We start from the raw sequence: 15,230 nt of genomic DNA, 5'->3' as shown, positions 1-15,230 counted from the left end.
ATCGGGCGGCTGGCGATCAGGCGAGACGAGCACCTGGTCGATGGCCGAAGAGGGCTTCCGAACCGCCGGCGAGAGGGACGAGCCGACCTGGGCTATGTCAATCTTGGTTTAACCGCGGAACACGCTACCGTTGACGAAAAACCATCGGATTCGGAAGTTCTTAAGCGAACCTCAAGCGCACAGAGAAAGCTCCTGTCGAATAAGGACAGGTCACCGGAAAGATCACTTTCGATATCGCGCAACGAGCTCGACCGAAACGCACGATGTCTTCCGAATTCGGCGACTTTTCGCCATTTCGAGCCCGCTCCGCTGTTAAACCAGGGTTGGAATCGGCCTTTCGCCGTCGAGCCGGGATCGGAGGGGGCCCGGCCGGGCGGCGCCGCTCCCGGCCGGGCGGCGGGCGACGGGATCCGTGGGCACGAATCGACCACCATGACAATGTTGCCTTCGGCGAACTCATATTGCGACGGTTCCGAGTTTCAGCGACCTGGGCATATGTCGAGCGCCTTCCCGGAAGCCCGGCGCGAACGGCCCGAAACGGCTCGAAACGAGCCCCGAAATTGTCACGGACATCGATTCGCGCCCACGATCCCCGCTTTCCCTGCTAACCCCGGTTCAACAGCGAAGAGCCCGGCTGGCAGCACGAAACGGCGCGCGGGAGAGAACGCGGGACAGAAACCCTTCCAGACCTACCAAGCGCATAGCCGAACGCTCACGCTTCACGCGAAGCGCCCCCCGAGGCACCGTCCCGCGCGCCGCAAAAGCAAAACCGCCCGGCGCGATCGCCGGGCGGTTCGCCACATGCTTCTACGGTTGTCGCTTACGCCAGGCCGCAGGCCTTACGCAGCTCGTCGGCCTTGTCGGTGCGCTCCCACGTGAACTCGGGAAGCTCGCGGCCGAAGTGGCCGTAGGCGGCCGTCAAGCGGTAGATGGGGCGGCGCAGGTCGAGCGCGTCGATGATGGCGCCCGGACGCAGATCGAACGTCGCGTCCACCGCGGCCATGATGTCGGCCTCGGGAACCGCGGTCGTGCCGAACGTGTCGATCATCACGCTGACCGGCTTCGCCATGCCGATGGCGTAGGCAACCTGCACCTCGCAGCGAGCGGCCAGGCCCGCGGCCACCACGTTCTTCGCCACCCAGCGCGCCGCGTAGGCCGCCGAGCGGTCCACCTTCGTGCAGTCCTTGCCGGAGAACGCGCCGCCGCCGTGGCGGCCCATGCCGCCGTAGGTGTCAACGATGATCTTGCGGCCGGTGAGGCCCGCGTCGCCCATGGGGCCGCCCACCACGAAGCGGCCGGTGGGGTTCACGTGGATCTCGGCGTCGTCGGCCAGCGCCACGCCCTCGCGCTCGAGCACCGGCTTCACCACGTTCTCGACGATCTGGGCGCGCAGCTCGTCGTGGGCGATCTCCTCGGCATGCTGCGTGGACACGACCACCTTCTCCACATGCACGGGGCGGCCGCCCTCGTAGCGCACGGACACCTGGGTCTTGCCGTCGGGGCGCAGAAGCGGCATGGTGCCGTTCTTGCGCACCTCGGTCAGGCGCTCGGCCAGGCGGTGGGCCAGATACACCGGCATCGGCATGAGCGTGGGCGTCTCGTCGCAGGCGTAGCCGAACATCATGCCCTGGTCGCCCGCGCCGACGCGCTCGTAGGGGTCGCCCTCGTCCAGGCCGTGCTGGGCCTCCCAGCTCTCGTCGACGCCCTGCGCGATGTCGGGGCTCTGGTCGTGGATGGCGTTCAGCACGCCGCAGGTGTCGCAGTCGAAGCCGTACTTCGCGCGGTCGTAGCCGATGTCGCGCAGCACCTCGCGCACGATGGCGGGCACGTCGACGTAGGCCTGCGTGCGGATCTCGCCGGTGACGATGACCATGCCGGTGGTGGCCATGGTCTCGCAGGCCACGCGCACCTGCGCGGGATCGGCGGGCTGCCCGCTGGGGGCCACGTAGCCGGCGGCCGCCAGCTCGATCTCCTTGGCCAGGATGGCGTCGAGCACCGCGTCGGATATCTGGTCGCACACCTTGTCGGGATGACCCTCGGTGACCGACTCGGACGTGAACAAATAGGTAGAGCATTCTTCGGCCATACGTTCCTCCTTCATCGCTGTAGGCCGGACCACCTTGGCGTATCCGCCAGGTTGGTGTCGGGATCACAGAGCCAACTCTCTCCCCCGACTCTTGATAAAACAGAGAACCGCGCGAAAAGCCGGAATCCCCGTGAAACCTTGCCGATGGTACCCCGAAAGGAGGATGCGCGCAATAGCGAAAGTCCCGCATGCGCGCAACCCCCACGAGCGAGCACAACGCAGCCGAAAAATGTGAAAACGCAGACGCCAAAATAAACACAAAGTGCATCCGGGCATTCGGTCTATAAACGCATTCGACTACTTCTTTGCTTCACATCATGTCGAAGAACACCTTTGCCGATGCATGCAAATAGTATTCGGAATGCCACGAAACAAACTCCGCTTCTTGATTGGCGCGTATTCCGAAATTCAAAGCCCAATCGTGTGCATCAAAACCGCTTTTCAATAATCGAAACGAACAGCGAACCAAAGTCGGTAACAAAGTAAGCATCACCACTGCTAATAGCGAGAGTCCCGTTACCCTTGTCATCAAACTGCGTTGATCTTCTATCAACCAATCCCAATCCAGCCAGCCTCGGCAACCTCTCCCAATTCTTTTTGTCCGTCGGGAGAAAACGATTAAGCGAAAAATACCGTTGCGATTTCAACATTTCATAATCACCGGGAAGGATGCGGTCAATGATGTTTGCGTACATTCTAAAATCGTCCCATCCTAAATGACGGTTTATATAGCCAGCATACAACCTGGCCAAGAATACCGCCTTCTCTGATTCAGCGAATCTATCGAGGATAATGATCAAGTATTCGATCTCTTTGTCTCGATCTCCTGAACTAAAGTATTGTTTATATCTGTCCTGGAACTCGGGAGAATCATCAACAGTGTTGAGTTCGTCAAGAAATATCGCAAAGTTTTTAAGATGATGGCGCTCTCTAACCGATTTTCCAATCCTGTAGACGGAAGCAACCGTTGCGAGAATGGGAATATCTTTCAGAAACCCTTCTTCGAAGATCGAATCCAATCCGACCTCGGCAATGCCCGATAAAGAAGACAGCGCTTCTTCGTTGATTGATTTGGACAAAGATAACGAAAGTGTGGTTTCGCTGCCTCGGGGCTCATCCTCCCTCATAAGCTACCCCTTCCTTCGATTGGACGCTTTTGCAGTTTCAAAGCCAATTTTTATCAACATCCAGACACTTCGATTCTGTTTCTTCAAGTCCCATGATCACCCCAAAGCACCGCCCTTCTCAACATTCCGCCTCCTCGCCGTTCATATGGCGATACGGCAACTTCCCCGATCGCGGCGCGCGGCTCGTGGTAGACTTTTTGGTTGAAATCCAGCCTCCGCCCCGAGCACGTCCCGCCGCTTCGGGAGCGGCGTCCCGAAAGGATCGCCATGCCAACCAACGCCGACTACACGCGCGAGTACTTCCAGATCATGGACGCGCTCGGCGGCGACGTCGCCGGACGTCGCGCCGCCTACGACTACATGCAGAGCTCCACGGCCATCGTGCACCACCGCGTGGTAGCGTGCTCGTTCATCCCCCGCCTGTTCAATAGAAAAACCTACGACACGATGAAAGAGACGGCGGAAACCGCGCACCGCATCCTCGTCAAGGTCATCGAGCGCTACCTGGCCGACCCCGAGTACCGGCGCGCCTTCGACTTCGACCCGCGTCTGGAAGAGCTCATCCTGCTGCCGCGCGGCTACGACTCGGTGCTGCCGTTCGCCCGCGTGGACACGTTCCTGGACGAGGACGACTACCGGGTGAAGTTCTGCGAGTTCAACGCCGACGGCTCGTCGGGCATGAACGAGAACCGCGAGATCACCACGTCGGTGGCGCAGTCAGAAACGTTCAAGGAGTTCGCGAGCCGCCACCGGGTGGAGGGCTGCGAGCTGTTCGAGTCGTGGGTGCAGGCGTTCTTGGACATCTACGCCACCTACGCCCGCCGCGTGGAGAACCCGCGCATCGCCATCTGCGACTACCTGGAGAACGGCGTGGTGGACGAGTTCCACATCTACGCCGATCTGTTCCGCCAGCGCGGCGTCGAGTGCGTGGTGGCCGACGTGCGCGAGCTTTCCTTCGACGGCGAGGCGCTGCACGACAAGGACGGCCAGCGCATCGACGCCATCTGGCGGCGCTGCGTCACCAACGACGTCATCGACCACTGGGACGACTCCCAGGAGCTTCTCAACGCGGTGCGCGCCGAGAAGGTGGCGCTCATCGGCAGCTTCGCCGGGCACATCGTGCACGACAAGCAGATATTCAAGGTGCTGTTCGACGAGCGAACCCTGGAGTTCCTGGACGGCGACGAGATCTCGCTCATCGAGGAGACCGTGCCGATGACGGCGTTTCTGGACGACGACTACATCAACGTGCCGCAGATCCGCGCGAACAAGGACGAGTGGATCATCAAGCCCACCGACCACTACGGCGCCGACGACGTGTACGCTGGCTGCTACGTGTCGCAAGAGGAATGGGAGGGCCTCATCGACAAGTTCGCGAACGGCCGCGCAGGCTTCCCGTTCATCGTGCAGCGCTACATCCACCCCTTCAAGACCGAGACGCTGCCGCCGGACACGGGCATCGACCAGCTGGCCGACGACGAGGTGTCCGACGCCCCGAAGCTGTACAACAACCTGAACGGACTGTACCTGTACGACGGCGTGTTCCAGGGCGTGTTCAGCCGCCTGGGGCCGCTGCCCACGATCTCGAAGGACATGCAGGGCATGACCGCCGCCACGATCTGGGTGGACTAGGAACTTCGGCGCCGGCGGGGCGGGGGCGCCCTGCCGGCGCAGCATGCCGCGGGAGCGTCGCAAGAAGAGAGAGACGAGAGATGACCGATCTGATGAACAAGCTCGCCGCCGTGGTGGCCGCCGCATCGCTGGCGATCACGCTCGTAGCGGCCGGGTTCGCCGCATGCGCGGCGTTCCCGCAGACCACCGAGATGCTGGCCGGGGCATTCTCCGGCAACGGCAACCCGGGCACGCCGTTCTCGCACGACGAGCTGGTGCAGGCCGCCGTCGCCACGCGCGACTACACCGTAGGGTCGAACGACCGCGAGGCCGTGTTCTCCATGCTGCACGCCATCAACGAGAGCGCGGGCACCCCCTACGCCGAAGCAAGCCCGGACGAGCTGGCCGCCGCGCCCGAGGAGTACACGCTGCCGGCCGACGCCCTGTCGCACCTCGACGACGTGTACCACGTCGTGGCGGGCGCGCGCATCGGGCTCATCGTCGTCGCGCTCGTGGCCGTAGCCGCCTGCGCGCACATGGCCGTCCGCGTGGGGCGCCGTGCGCTCGGCGGCGTGGCTCAGGCGGCGGGCATCGCGGTCGTCGCGGTGTTCGCGCTTCTGGCCGCATGGGTGGTCGTGGACTTCAACGGCTTCTTCGCCGCCTTCCACTCGCTGTTCTTCGCGAACGGCACGTGGACGTTCTCCTACGACTCGCTGCTCATCACCATGTACCCGCCCGAGTTCTGGATAGGGATGGGGGCGGTGTGGCTCGCTGCGACGGGCTTGCTGTCCATCGCATCCATCGTCGTCGGCGCCTTGCTGCGCCGCAAACGGGCGTAGGGCGCCCCTCCCACCTGCGAAACCGCGCAGAACCGACGCGGATCTAGCGGAAATGCTACGCGGATCTAGCCAAAACCCAGCGCGTTTCCAGCGCCAAAATCGGTATATTTTTAGTATTTGAACTGGTAAGATGTCATTCGTTTCCCAGTAGGCCCCACCGGGAAGGAGCGACATGACCTTGTACCTTGCCGATGCGTCGGCCGTCGAATACTGGAGGAGAGCCGATCCGAGCGCGAAGACCCGTGCGAGGGCGGCCACGCCGTTCGGACAGGATCGCGAGACGCCTCCGTTCAGCGCCTCGGACCTCGCAGCCCTCGAGGAGGCGGGGGTCGGATGGCTCTCCGAGCCAATCCACCTCCTCGTGCCCGATGCGTCGTCGCGCCGTCGATGCAAGAGGACGAAGCTCCACGTGTGCTCGCATCGATTACCGGAGCGATCCTTCGTCAAGCTGTCGCGCCACGTGATGGTCGCCTCGCCCGAGCTCACCTGCCTGTCGATCGCGCCGTCGACGCCGTTCCCCTTGCTCGTCGAATTCCTGTACGAGCTCTGCGGACGATACCGCCTGCCCGACGGCCGAGGAGGCGACGCCACCGAGTTGCCACCCGCAACGACCGTCGCCGGCATCGAGCGCTTCGCCGACAAGGCTCGAGGAGTGCGCGGAGCCGCCGACGTGAAGCGGGCCTTGCGCTACGCGTGCGACAACTCGCTGTCGCCGATGGAGACCGACATCGCGGAAACCATGGTATTCGATCCGCGCATGGGAGGCTTCGGCCTGGAGAAACCGCAGCTGAACCCGCGTTTCGAAGTGACGAGGAAAAACCGCCGTGCGCTGCCGCAATCGGCGTACCTTCCCGATCTGTTTTGGCCCCGCGCGAACATCTCCGTGGAATACGACAGCGACAAGCACCATCGAGGCGACCGAAAGGCCTCCGAGGACGCCATCCGGCGCAACGGCATCGAGCACCTGGGCACGCGGGTCGTGACCCTCACTTGGGGACAAGCTCGAAACTACTACGAATTCGAACGCGTCGCGCTGCTGGTGGCCAGCGCCCTGGGCAAGAAGTTCGGACCGGGCTGGGACGCATGGGCAAACCGTCGCATCGAGCTCCACCGCTTACTGGTGCAGCGATAGGCGAAGCGAGCGCTATGAAAGGCAACCGCCTCCGCCCCTCTCCCCAGCACCCCTTGCGCAGCGCACGGAAACCGAAACGGGGACAAGTCCTTGAGTTGTGCGCGCTCGCGTCATCGAAAAGGGCCGAAAAACACCATGTGCCCGACTTATGCGCACCTCTCAGGGCGCCGAAAAGGAAAAAGTATGACTTGGTTAATTTCTGACCTGCGGTTTTCTCTGGCGTAAGATCGCACCACCTCCCACAAGGGGCGTTTTCCCAAAGCAGAGGTGCACATAAGTCCGGCACATGGGAGAAAACGCGGTTTTTCGCGGCAGGGGCCAATCGGGCAGCTCCTCCGCCACCCGGAATGCGGGATTCCGGCCCGACACGACCGAGGCCCGACGCGCCCACATTGAAGCGCGCGCCAATACGCCGCGATCGCGCCGGTCGAGCATTTTGATGAGGATGCGGCGCGCGCGGTTTGCGGCTTGAGCCAGGTTGTCTATACTGGCATTCACCCCCGAAACCCTGTTTCGAGGGCTTGAAACGAGAAATCATCCAATCTGGAGGATCACCGCAACCATGACTGACGAGAACAAGAAAGTCCGCGTGCGCTTCGCACCTTCCCCCACCGGCCGCCTGCATGTGGGCGGCGCACGAACGGCCATCTACAACTGGGCGTTCGCGCGCGCCATGGGCGGCGACTTCATCCTGCGCATCGAAGACACCGACCCCGAGCGTTCCACCGAGGAGAACGTGCAGGTCATCCTCAACGCAATGAAGTGGCTGGGGCTCGATTGGGACGAAGGCCCCGAGGTGGGGGGAGCCGCCGGACCCTACTTCCAAACGCAACGCACGGACACCTACGCCGCGGCGCTCGAGCAGATGAAGCAGCGCGGCAGCGTGTATCCCTGCTTCTGCACGAAGGACGAGCTTGACGCCAAGCGCGCCGCAGCTGAAGCGAACGAGGGCGGCTACGCGGGCTACGACCGCACCTGCCGCGACCTCGATCCCGCCGAGGCGGCCAGGCGCATCGAGGCGGGCGAGCCGCACGTGTGGCGCCTGCGCGTGCCCGCCGAGCGCGGGGCCATCGAATTCGACGATGCCGTGTACGGCCACGTCAGCTTCCCGGCCGAGGTGATGGACGACATGATCGTCGTGCGCACCGACGGCTCTCCCACCTACAACTTCGCCGTGGTGTGCGACGACGCGAACATGGGCGTCACGCACGTCATCCGCGGCGACGACCACCTGTCCAACACCCCCCGCCAGATCCTCATCTACGAAGCGCTCGGGTTCGACGTGCCCACCTTCGCCCACCTGTCCATGATCCTGGGCCCCGACGGCAAGAAGCTGTCGAAGCGCCACGGCGCGGCCAGCGTGGAGGAGTTCTGCGAGCGCGGCTACCTGCCCGACGCCATGGTGAACTTCCTGGCGCTTCTGGGCTGGTCGCTGGACGGCGAAACGACGCTCATCGACCGCAAAACCCTATGCGAGCGCTTCAGCCTCGACCGCGTCACGAAAAAGGACGCCGTGTTCGACGAGACGAAGCTCGATTGGATGAACGGCCAGTACATCAAGGAAATGGGAGCGAACGCCTGGGTGCAGGCATCGCTGCCGTGGCTGCAGGAAATCGGCGCCACGCCCGAGGACGTCGAAGCGCGCCCGGACTTCTACCTGGGGCTCTACCCCCTCGTGGCCGAGCGCCTTACGCGCCTCGACGATGCCGCCGGCAAGCTGGCCTTCATGTTCTGGGGCCCCGAGGTGCGCGAGCTCGACGAGAAGAGCGTCAACAAGGTGCTGAAGAAGGAGGGCGCGCGCGCCGACGAGGCCTTGCGCGCCTGCCGCGGCGTGCTGGCCGACGAGGGCGTGGCCTGGGAGGCCGAAGCGCTGCAGGAAGCGTGCCGTGCCGAGGGCGAGCGCTTGGAGCTCAAGCCGAAGCTGCTGTTCCAGCCGTTGCGCGTGGCGGTGTGCGGCAACATGGTGTCGCCGCCTTTGTTCGAGAGCATCGAGCTGCTGTCCCGCGAAGACGTGCTGGCTCGCATCGACTACGTGACGAAAGAGGTGTTCGGTGGCTGACGCCCCTGACAACATGCCCGAGCAGGCCGACGGCTCCTCCGCCGATACGGAGGGCCGTCCCAACCAGATCGTCGTGCTGCGCGACTACTGCACCCGCGTGCGCGGCGCCGACTGCAGCCGCTGCGCGCTGGCCTGCCCGCACGACGCGATCGGCTTCGCTGAGGACGGCCGCCCGACCATCGACACGGACGCCTGCACGCGCTGCGGTATCTGCTTAGGCATCTGCGACGCGTTCTCGTCCTCGCGCGTCACGATGATCGACGTGCACGCGCGCATCCGCCGCATCGCGCTGCGCGGCGAGGACGTGGTGCTCACCTGCAAGGAAAACGTCTTTCCCGGTCTGGAGCCCGCCGCCAACGTGGTGGTGCTGCCGTGCCTGGCATGCCTGTCGCCCGAGTTCTGGACGCTCGTGCTGACGGAGAACATCCCGGTGCGCATCGCGGCCGACCTCGCCTACTGCGCCGACTGCGAGCGGGCGGGCGAAATGGGCGAGATGCTGTACGCCCACGCCGTGGAGACAGCCGAGGAGTGGAGCGGGGCGAAGGTAGGCTACCTCGACGAGATCCCCGAGAAGGAGAACCTGGTCCGCGACCTGGCGAACCCCGAGGGCGTCGACCGCCGCAGCGCGTTCACGAACCTCGTGAGCGACGTGGGAGACATCGCGTCGGGCAAGCGCCGCCTGCGCAACTCCGACGTGCTGCAGCAGTTCTACGAGCGCAAGGAGCGCGCACGAGCCCGAGCGCGCCTCAACCTCGTGGACGGCGTGCAATTCAACGACTTCGTTCCGCAGGGCCGCACGAAGCACGTCATGTGGCCGAAGCGCCAGCTGCTGCTCGAGGCCATCGACCGCAACCCGGATATCGCGGCGCGCGTGCCCGTGGTGCTGTCCGAAACGGATCGCAGCCGCTGCACGAACTCGCTGGACTGCGTCGCCGCGTGCCCCACGGGCGCGCGCTTCCCCAGCCCCGAGAACGGCGAGCTGTCCTTCGACGCGCGCTACTGCATCGGATGCGGCCTGTGCGTGGACGCGTGCCCGCAGCAGGCGATCGAGCTCGTCGAAGCCACCGCGGCCGTATTCCTCCCCGACGAAGACGAGAACCCGGAACCCCCGATCGATTAGCCCTCGAGGCAAGGAGCATCGCATGACCGCACCCGAGCAACCCGCCGACGAACGCGACGACCGGAACGAGCCCGGCGGCCTCGACGGCCGGCAGAACCCGCCCGCTGCCCCGACGGGCGGCGCTCCCGTGCCCCCTCCGCTGCCGGGGAATGCGTACGCTCCTCAGCAGCCGCAACCTCAACAGCCCTCCTACGGCATGCCCCATCCTCCGTATGGCCAGCCCGCGCAGCCGCCGTACGGAGGCCAAGCCCCGCAGCAACCTTACGGCCAACAGCCGTACGGCGCCGCGCCCCAGCCCCCGTACGGCTACCCGGCGCAACCGCCCTACCCCGCCGCGCCCGCGCAGCCGAAGAAGAGGGTGTGGCCGTGGGTGCTCTCGGGCTGCCTGCTCGTTTTCCTGCTGGGCATCGGCGGATGCGTGGGCTGCGTGTCGTGCGCCGTCATGCTGGACGACCGCTACGGCAGCCCGTACGAATACGGAGGTTCCTACCCCTTCGATGATTACGGCTACAGCTTCCCCTTCGACGGTTTCGACGGCAGCTCCGGCGGCAACTCGAACGGCTCGGAGTACCACACCTACGAGGCCATCAAGGAAGCCGCCGGCGACCTGCCGAGCGAAATCGCGGACGGTAAGTGCTCCTCGGGCGTGTACCGCGTGGGCGCAGGCCAGGACATCGAAGCGGGCCGCTACTTCTTCGAGGGCAGCATGGACGAGGAAGGCTACTTCACCGTGTTCGCGAGCAACGGTTCGTCGGGCGGCTACGACGTGAAATCGGTTTTCACGTATTTCGGCAACTATTTCGCCGACCTCGAGGAAGGCGACCTCGTCGTGTTCATGGGCGCGGGCGACGACCGCATGTACCCGGCCGACCAGGCCGATTTCAAACCCGAAGCGCCTTACAAGAGCGGGCTGTACCATGTGGGCACCGACATTCCGGCGGGCACCTACGCCATCACGGTGCAGGACGAGGCGGCGGCCGTTGCCGACCAGGACAGTGCGGCCTACGTCATGAACAGCCTCGACTTCGACGGCGATACCATCATCGACACGAAGTACGTCCTGAAAGGCGGCACCCAGACGGTCACGGTGAAGGACGGCGAATGGCTGGAGCTGTTCGCCGCCGTCGCCACGCCGGCGGAATAGGAGGCGCGCGATGCTTTCCGACGATCCCACGCTCGAGGAGATCGAGGCAGTGTTCGCGAACGACCGCTTCGCCACCGAGGCGGCGGGCTGCCGCGTCGTGTCGGGCGAGCACGGGCGCGCCGTGTGCTCGATGGAACTGGCCGACGTGCACCGCAACGCGATGGGCAACGTCATGGGCGGAGCCATCTTCACGCTGGCCGACTTCGCGCTGGCGATATGCTGCAACATCGGCGAAGAGCCCACCGTGTCGGTGGACTCTTCCATCAGCTTCTTCCGCTCCACGCAGGGCGCGGCGCTCACCGCCACGGCCGTCTGCGACAAGCCGGGCCGCCATCTGGGATTCTACACCGTCACGGTCGAGGACGACCTCGGCAAGCAGATCGCGAAGATGACCGCCACCTGCTATCGCTAACCGCGGCTCCTCGCGCTTCCGCGAGATAGGGGGACGGACAGGCGAACCCTACGCGTAGCCGTAGGGTTTGCGCAGGTACACCAGGAAGAACGTCGTCAGCACGAGCGCGCACGCCTCCGCCACGATGATGGCGCTCCACACCCCGTCGATGCCCCACACGATGGGCAGCAGCATGACCGTGGACGTTTCGAACACGAGCGTGCGCATGAAGCTGATGAGCGCCGATACCTTGCCGTTGTTGAGCGCCGTGAAGAACGCCGAGCCGTATATGTTGAACCCGCACACGAGGAACGCCACCGCGTAGATGCGGAACCCGTGCAGCGTCATGGCGGCGAGCTCCGGATCGTAGCCCACGAACACGCTCACCAGCGGCGCCGCCAGCAGCTGCGAGGCGGCGAACATTACAGCGCCTGTGGTTCCCACCAGTATGAAGCTCTTGCGGAACAGCCCTTTGAGCTCGGTCCGGTTCTGCGCGCCGTAGTGATAGCTCACCACCGGCCCTGTTCCCATGGAGAAGCCGAAGAACACCGCCGTGAAGATGAAGTTCACGTACATGATCACGCCGTACGCCGCCACGCCGTCGGCGCCGGCCAGCATCATGAGCTGGTAGTTGTACAGCATGCTCACCACCGACGCGGCCACCTCGGTCATCAGCTCCGACGAACCGTTGACGCAGGCCGCCCCCAGCGCGCGGAAGTCCACCGCCGGGCGCATGAAGCGAAGGCGGCTCGTCTTGCTGCGCGCGAAGAACGCAACCGATACCGCGGCGGCAAGCGCCTGGCCCGCCGCGGTCGCAACTGCGGCGCCCGCTATCCCCCAGCCCAAAACGGCGATGAACAGATAGTCCAGCACGATGTTCGTCACACCCGCTGCGACCGTCACCGCGAAGCCCACCTGCGGCTTCTCCGCCGCGATGAAGAAGCTCAGAAACACGTTCTGCACGATGAACAGGGGCAATGCCACCAGCAGGATGCGCCCGTACAGAAGGCCCTGCTCCAAAAGGCCGCCTTGGGCGCCCAGAAGGAGCAGCACCGGTTCGAGCGCTGCGGCGCCTACCGCGATCAAGACGGCGCCCGCCACCGCCGCCGCGATCGTTATGAACGAGAACAGGCGGTTCGCCCGCTCGGCATCGCCTTCGCCCATCGTCTTCGCCACCAGGGCGGCGCCGCCCGTGCCCAGCATGAATCCGATGGAGCCCAGCGCCATGGCCAGCGGGAACACGAGGTTCACGGCCGCCAGCGCCTCCTTGCCGGCGAAATTCGACACGAACAGGCCGTCCACCACGCTGTAGATGGACGTGAATATCATCATGGCGATGGAGGGCAGTGCGAAGCGCACGAGGCGCCCGTAGGTGAAATGGTCGGAAAGCTTGATGGCCACGACGATCACCGTCCGTCCGGGTACGGCAGAGCTTCCACCTGCTCGCGCAGGAGCTCAAGATGCAGATGGGTCAGCCGCAGCAGCTCTTCGCTGTCCCGCGAGCCCATCGCAACGAACGCGGCCGTCTCGGCTTCCGCCACCGGCCGGACGCGCTCCTCCACCAACGCGCGACCAGCCTCGGTAAGGTGCAGGTGCGTGCCGCGCCCCTGCTCCACCCGAAGCTCCACGAAGCCCGTGCGCTCGAGCTTATGCACCGACGAGTTCACCGTCTGCTTAGTCAGGCCCGACGCCACGCACACGTCCCGCTGCAGACAGCCGTCGCCCAAATCGTCGAGCCAGTACAGGATACCGAAAGCGCTGTCGGACAGTCCCATCTTCACGGCTATGTCGTGGTACAGCTCGTTCTCGAGCCTGAACAGGTTGTTGTATTTCCGATTCGCACGGTCGTTGCGCGTATCCATGTCTCGCTTCGCTCCTTAACGAGTCTGATTTCGTACTCGAGAAAGTATAAGTACGAAATCAGACTCGTAAAGAGGGTTCACGAAACCATCATGCCGCTCCCCGTCACGCGCTGCCGGCTTGTCATCCTGAGCGAGCGCGAGCGCAACAGCCTGTCATCCTGAGCGGAGCGACCGCAGGAAGCGCAGTCGAAGGATCGCGCGCGGCGCCAACCGTGAGACTTCCAGCTATCGCCGCACGGGATCCTTCGACTTCGGCGCTGCGCGCCTACGCTCAGGATGACAGGGGCCGCTATACGGACTCGACCCGCTCGAAGAAATCGCGCGCGTTCCGGAAGAACACCTTGTCGGCGATGTCGCGGCCGAACTCGCAAGCCAGCAGCTCGTGCAGCGCGCCGATGCGGTCGCACGGTTCCAGCCAGCTGGGCACGTCGCAGCCATCGTAGTCGCTGCCCAACGCCAGCACGTCCTCGCCCGCCGTCTCCAACACATGGTCGACGTGACGCAACACGTCGTCGCGCGTCGGATCGGCCAGGCGATCGGTCAGGAACTGCGTGCAGAAGTTGAGCCCCGCGATGCCGCCGCAATCGGCCAGCTCGCGCAGCTGCCAGTCGGCCAGGTTGCGCGGATGCCCGCACACGGCGCGCGCGTTCGAGTGCGAGGCGGCGAAAGGGCGCCTCGCCGTTGCGCACACATCCTTGAACCCCGCGTCGTTGAGGTGCGACACGTCCACGACGATGCCGCGGCGCTCCAGCTCGCCCACGCATGAGCGGCCGAAGCCGGTCAGCCCGTGGCTCGTGTCGTTGCCGCTGCCCAGCGCGTTCGGTCCGTTCCAGGTGAGCGTCACCATGCGCACGCCCGCGTCGGCCAGCGCGTCAAGGCGGCTTTCGGCCTGCCCGTCGTCTTCGAGGAACGACGCGCCTTCCACGGTGAGCACGGCCGCGGTCTTGCCCGCGGCGAGAGCGGCGTCGACTTCGGCCATCGTGCGCGCTTGCGCCAGCTTATCGCCGCAGCGTTCCAGCTCGCGCTCCAGCACGGACTGCACGCGCCGGAACAGAGCCCAGGCCTCGTCGCCGCGCACCTCGTCGGGGATGAACGCCGCGAAGCACTGGCACCAGGCGAACCCTTCCGTACGCGCAAGCGAGACATGGGCATCGTTGTCGGCGAGCGTGGCCATGCGGTGCGCGGGGATGCGCGCGTCGTGCGCGGCGAAGCCGCCCGGCACCGACGCGTCGCCGTGGAACGCCAGCCGGTCGAGCGTGTCGCAGTGCAGGTCGAACACCCGCAGGCGATCCGCCGGCACGGCCTCTTCGCTCGCGAGCCGCACGGCGTCCTCCTCCGTCAGCCCCTCAAGCGTCATGAACAAACCCATCGCGCATCCTTCCTCGTCATATCCCGGGCCGATAGAGCAAAAGCGGCGCAAGTTCGCGCAGCATCGAATCCGGCCCGATCGATCCCGATCATCGTAGCAAAGACGGCGTCCGAGAAAATGTCGTCCAGGCGAACGCGCACAAAACGAAGACGGTCGCGAAACGCGTGGCGCCCTTCGCCGGCGTGCCGCGAGCCATTGTGCCGATGTGAAATCCGATTGGAAAGCGTGCGTCGGCTACCGAGAGCATCTCGAGGTTTGGACGCAAATCGACTCCCATGACACTACGAGGGCCGGTTTGACCGAAGAAGAGGTACGCTGGTTTTTCGCCATCTGGGGCTTTGCTCATACCAGATGACGCAACGCCAAGGAGATGCGCTTCGAAACTGTCATGGGCGCCGTTTTGAGCCCAGCAACCGACACGCCCCGCTCCCCGCTTGCCCTTCCAGCTGCAAAGCGCTATATTTAACCATATTGTTAAATGTTGCGGAGA

Annotated in this window: 12 protein-coding genes and 1 riboswitch; of the genes, 7 read left to right on the top strand and 5 right to left on the bottom strand. The window is 64.7% G+C overall.

Annotated features, from left to right (window positions below):
• Positions 1-820: 820 nt before the first annotated feature.
• Positions 821-2,086, bottom strand: a complete 1,266-nt coding sequence (metK, locus tag GT613_RS03750; RefSeq protein ID WP_161172506.1) for a methionine adenosyltransferase — start codon at positions 2,084-2,086, stop codon at positions 821-823.
• Between the two features lie 8 nt (positions 2,087-2,094).
• Positions 2,095-2,187, bottom strand: a riboswitch (SAM riboswitch).
• 327 nt (positions 2,188-2,514) lie between these two features.
• Positions 2,515-3,213: a hypothetical protein gene (locus GT613_RS03745; protein WP_009304568.1), complete on the bottom strand. Its 699-nt coding sequence runs from the start codon at positions 3,211-3,213 to the stop codon at positions 2,515-2,517.
• Between the two features lie 267 nt (positions 3,214-3,480).
• Here GT613_RS03745 and GT613_RS03740 point away from each other — a divergent pair, with 267 nt between their 5' ends.
• The 7 genes from GT613_RS03740 (at position 3,481) to GT613_RS03710 (ending at position 11,530) form a co-directional block, all read left to right on the top strand.
• Complete coding sequence (locus GT613_RS03740; RefSeq protein WP_009304569.1) at positions 3,481-4,845, top strand: glutathionylspermidine synthase family protein; 1,365 nt, start codon at positions 3,481-3,483, stop codon at positions 4,843-4,845.
• An 80-nt stretch (positions 4,846-4,925) separates the two neighbouring features.
• Positions 4,926-5,663 carry a DUF1461 domain-containing protein gene (locus GT613_RS03735; RefSeq protein ID WP_009304570.1) on the top strand — a complete coding sequence of 246 codons (738 nt, stop codon included), beginning with the start codon at positions 4,926-4,928 and terminating at the stop codon, positions 5,661-5,663.
• Between the two features lie 172 nt (positions 5,664-5,835).
• Positions 5,836-6,795, top strand: a complete 960-nt coding sequence (locus GT613_RS03730) for a hypothetical protein (RefSeq protein WP_009304571.1) — start codon at positions 5,836-5,838, stop codon at positions 6,793-6,795.
• A 562-nt stretch (positions 6,796-7,357) separates the two neighbouring features.
• The gene (gene gltX / locus GT613_RS03725; protein ID WP_009304572.1) at positions 7,358-8,854 is read left to right on the top strand and encodes a glutamate--tRNA ligase; all 1,497 of its coding nucleotides are present in this window, start codon (positions 7,358-7,360) and stop codon (positions 8,852-8,854) included.
• Positions 8,847-9,974, top strand: a complete 1,128-nt coding sequence (locus GT613_RS03720; protein WP_009304573.1) for a 4Fe-4S binding protein — start codon at positions 8,847-8,849, stop codon at positions 9,972-9,974. Before gltX ends, GT613_RS03720 begins: the two co-directional genes overlap by 8 nt.
• A gap of 22 nt (positions 9,975-9,996) precedes the next feature.
• Positions 9,997-11,118 (top strand): hypothetical protein, encoded by a 1,122-nt coding sequence (locus tag GT613_RS03715; RefSeq protein ID WP_009304574.1) that lies wholly within the window; start codon positions 9,997-9,999, stop codon positions 11,116-11,118.
• Positions 11,119-11,128: 10 nt separating this feature from the next.
• Positions 11,129-11,530, top strand: a complete 402-nt coding sequence (locus GT613_RS03710) for a PaaI family thioesterase (RefSeq protein WP_009304575.1) — start codon at positions 11,129-11,131, stop codon at positions 11,528-11,530.
• Between the two features lie 48 nt (positions 11,531-11,578).
• On the opposite strand, the gene GT613_RS03705 is transcribed toward GT613_RS03710, so the two are convergent.
• The 3 genes from GT613_RS03705 to GT613_RS03695 all read right to left on the bottom strand — a co-directional run bounded on the left by GT613_RS03705 (position 11,579) and on the right by GT613_RS03695 (position 14,740).
• Positions 11,579-12,910 carry an MATE family efflux transporter gene (locus tag GT613_RS03705; protein ID WP_226843950.1) on the bottom strand — a complete coding sequence of 444 codons (1,332 nt, stop codon included), beginning with the start codon at positions 12,908-12,910 and terminating at the stop codon, positions 11,579-11,581.
• A 5-nt stretch (positions 12,911-12,915) separates the two neighbouring features.
• Positions 12,916-13,371, bottom strand: a complete 456-nt coding sequence (locus tag GT613_RS03700; RefSeq protein WP_009304577.1) for a MarR family winged helix-turn-helix transcriptional regulator — start codon at positions 13,369-13,371, stop codon at positions 12,916-12,918.
• A gap of 289 nt (positions 13,372-13,660) precedes the next feature.
• A complete protein-coding gene (locus GT613_RS03695; RefSeq protein ID WP_009608384.1) occupies positions 13,661-14,740 on the bottom strand; it encodes a dipeptidase in 1,080 nt (359 codons plus the stop codon).
• Between the last annotated feature and the right edge of the window lie 490 nt (positions 14,741-15,230).

This window comes from Eggerthella sp. BIOML-A4 (assembly GCF_009875575.1).
GTDB classification, from domain to species: Bacteria; Actinomycetota; Coriobacteriia; order Coriobacteriales; family Eggerthellaceae; genus Eggerthella; species Eggerthella lenta.
Note: the sequence above shows the minus strand (reverse complement) of the source record. Positions and strands in the feature narration are given on the sequence as shown.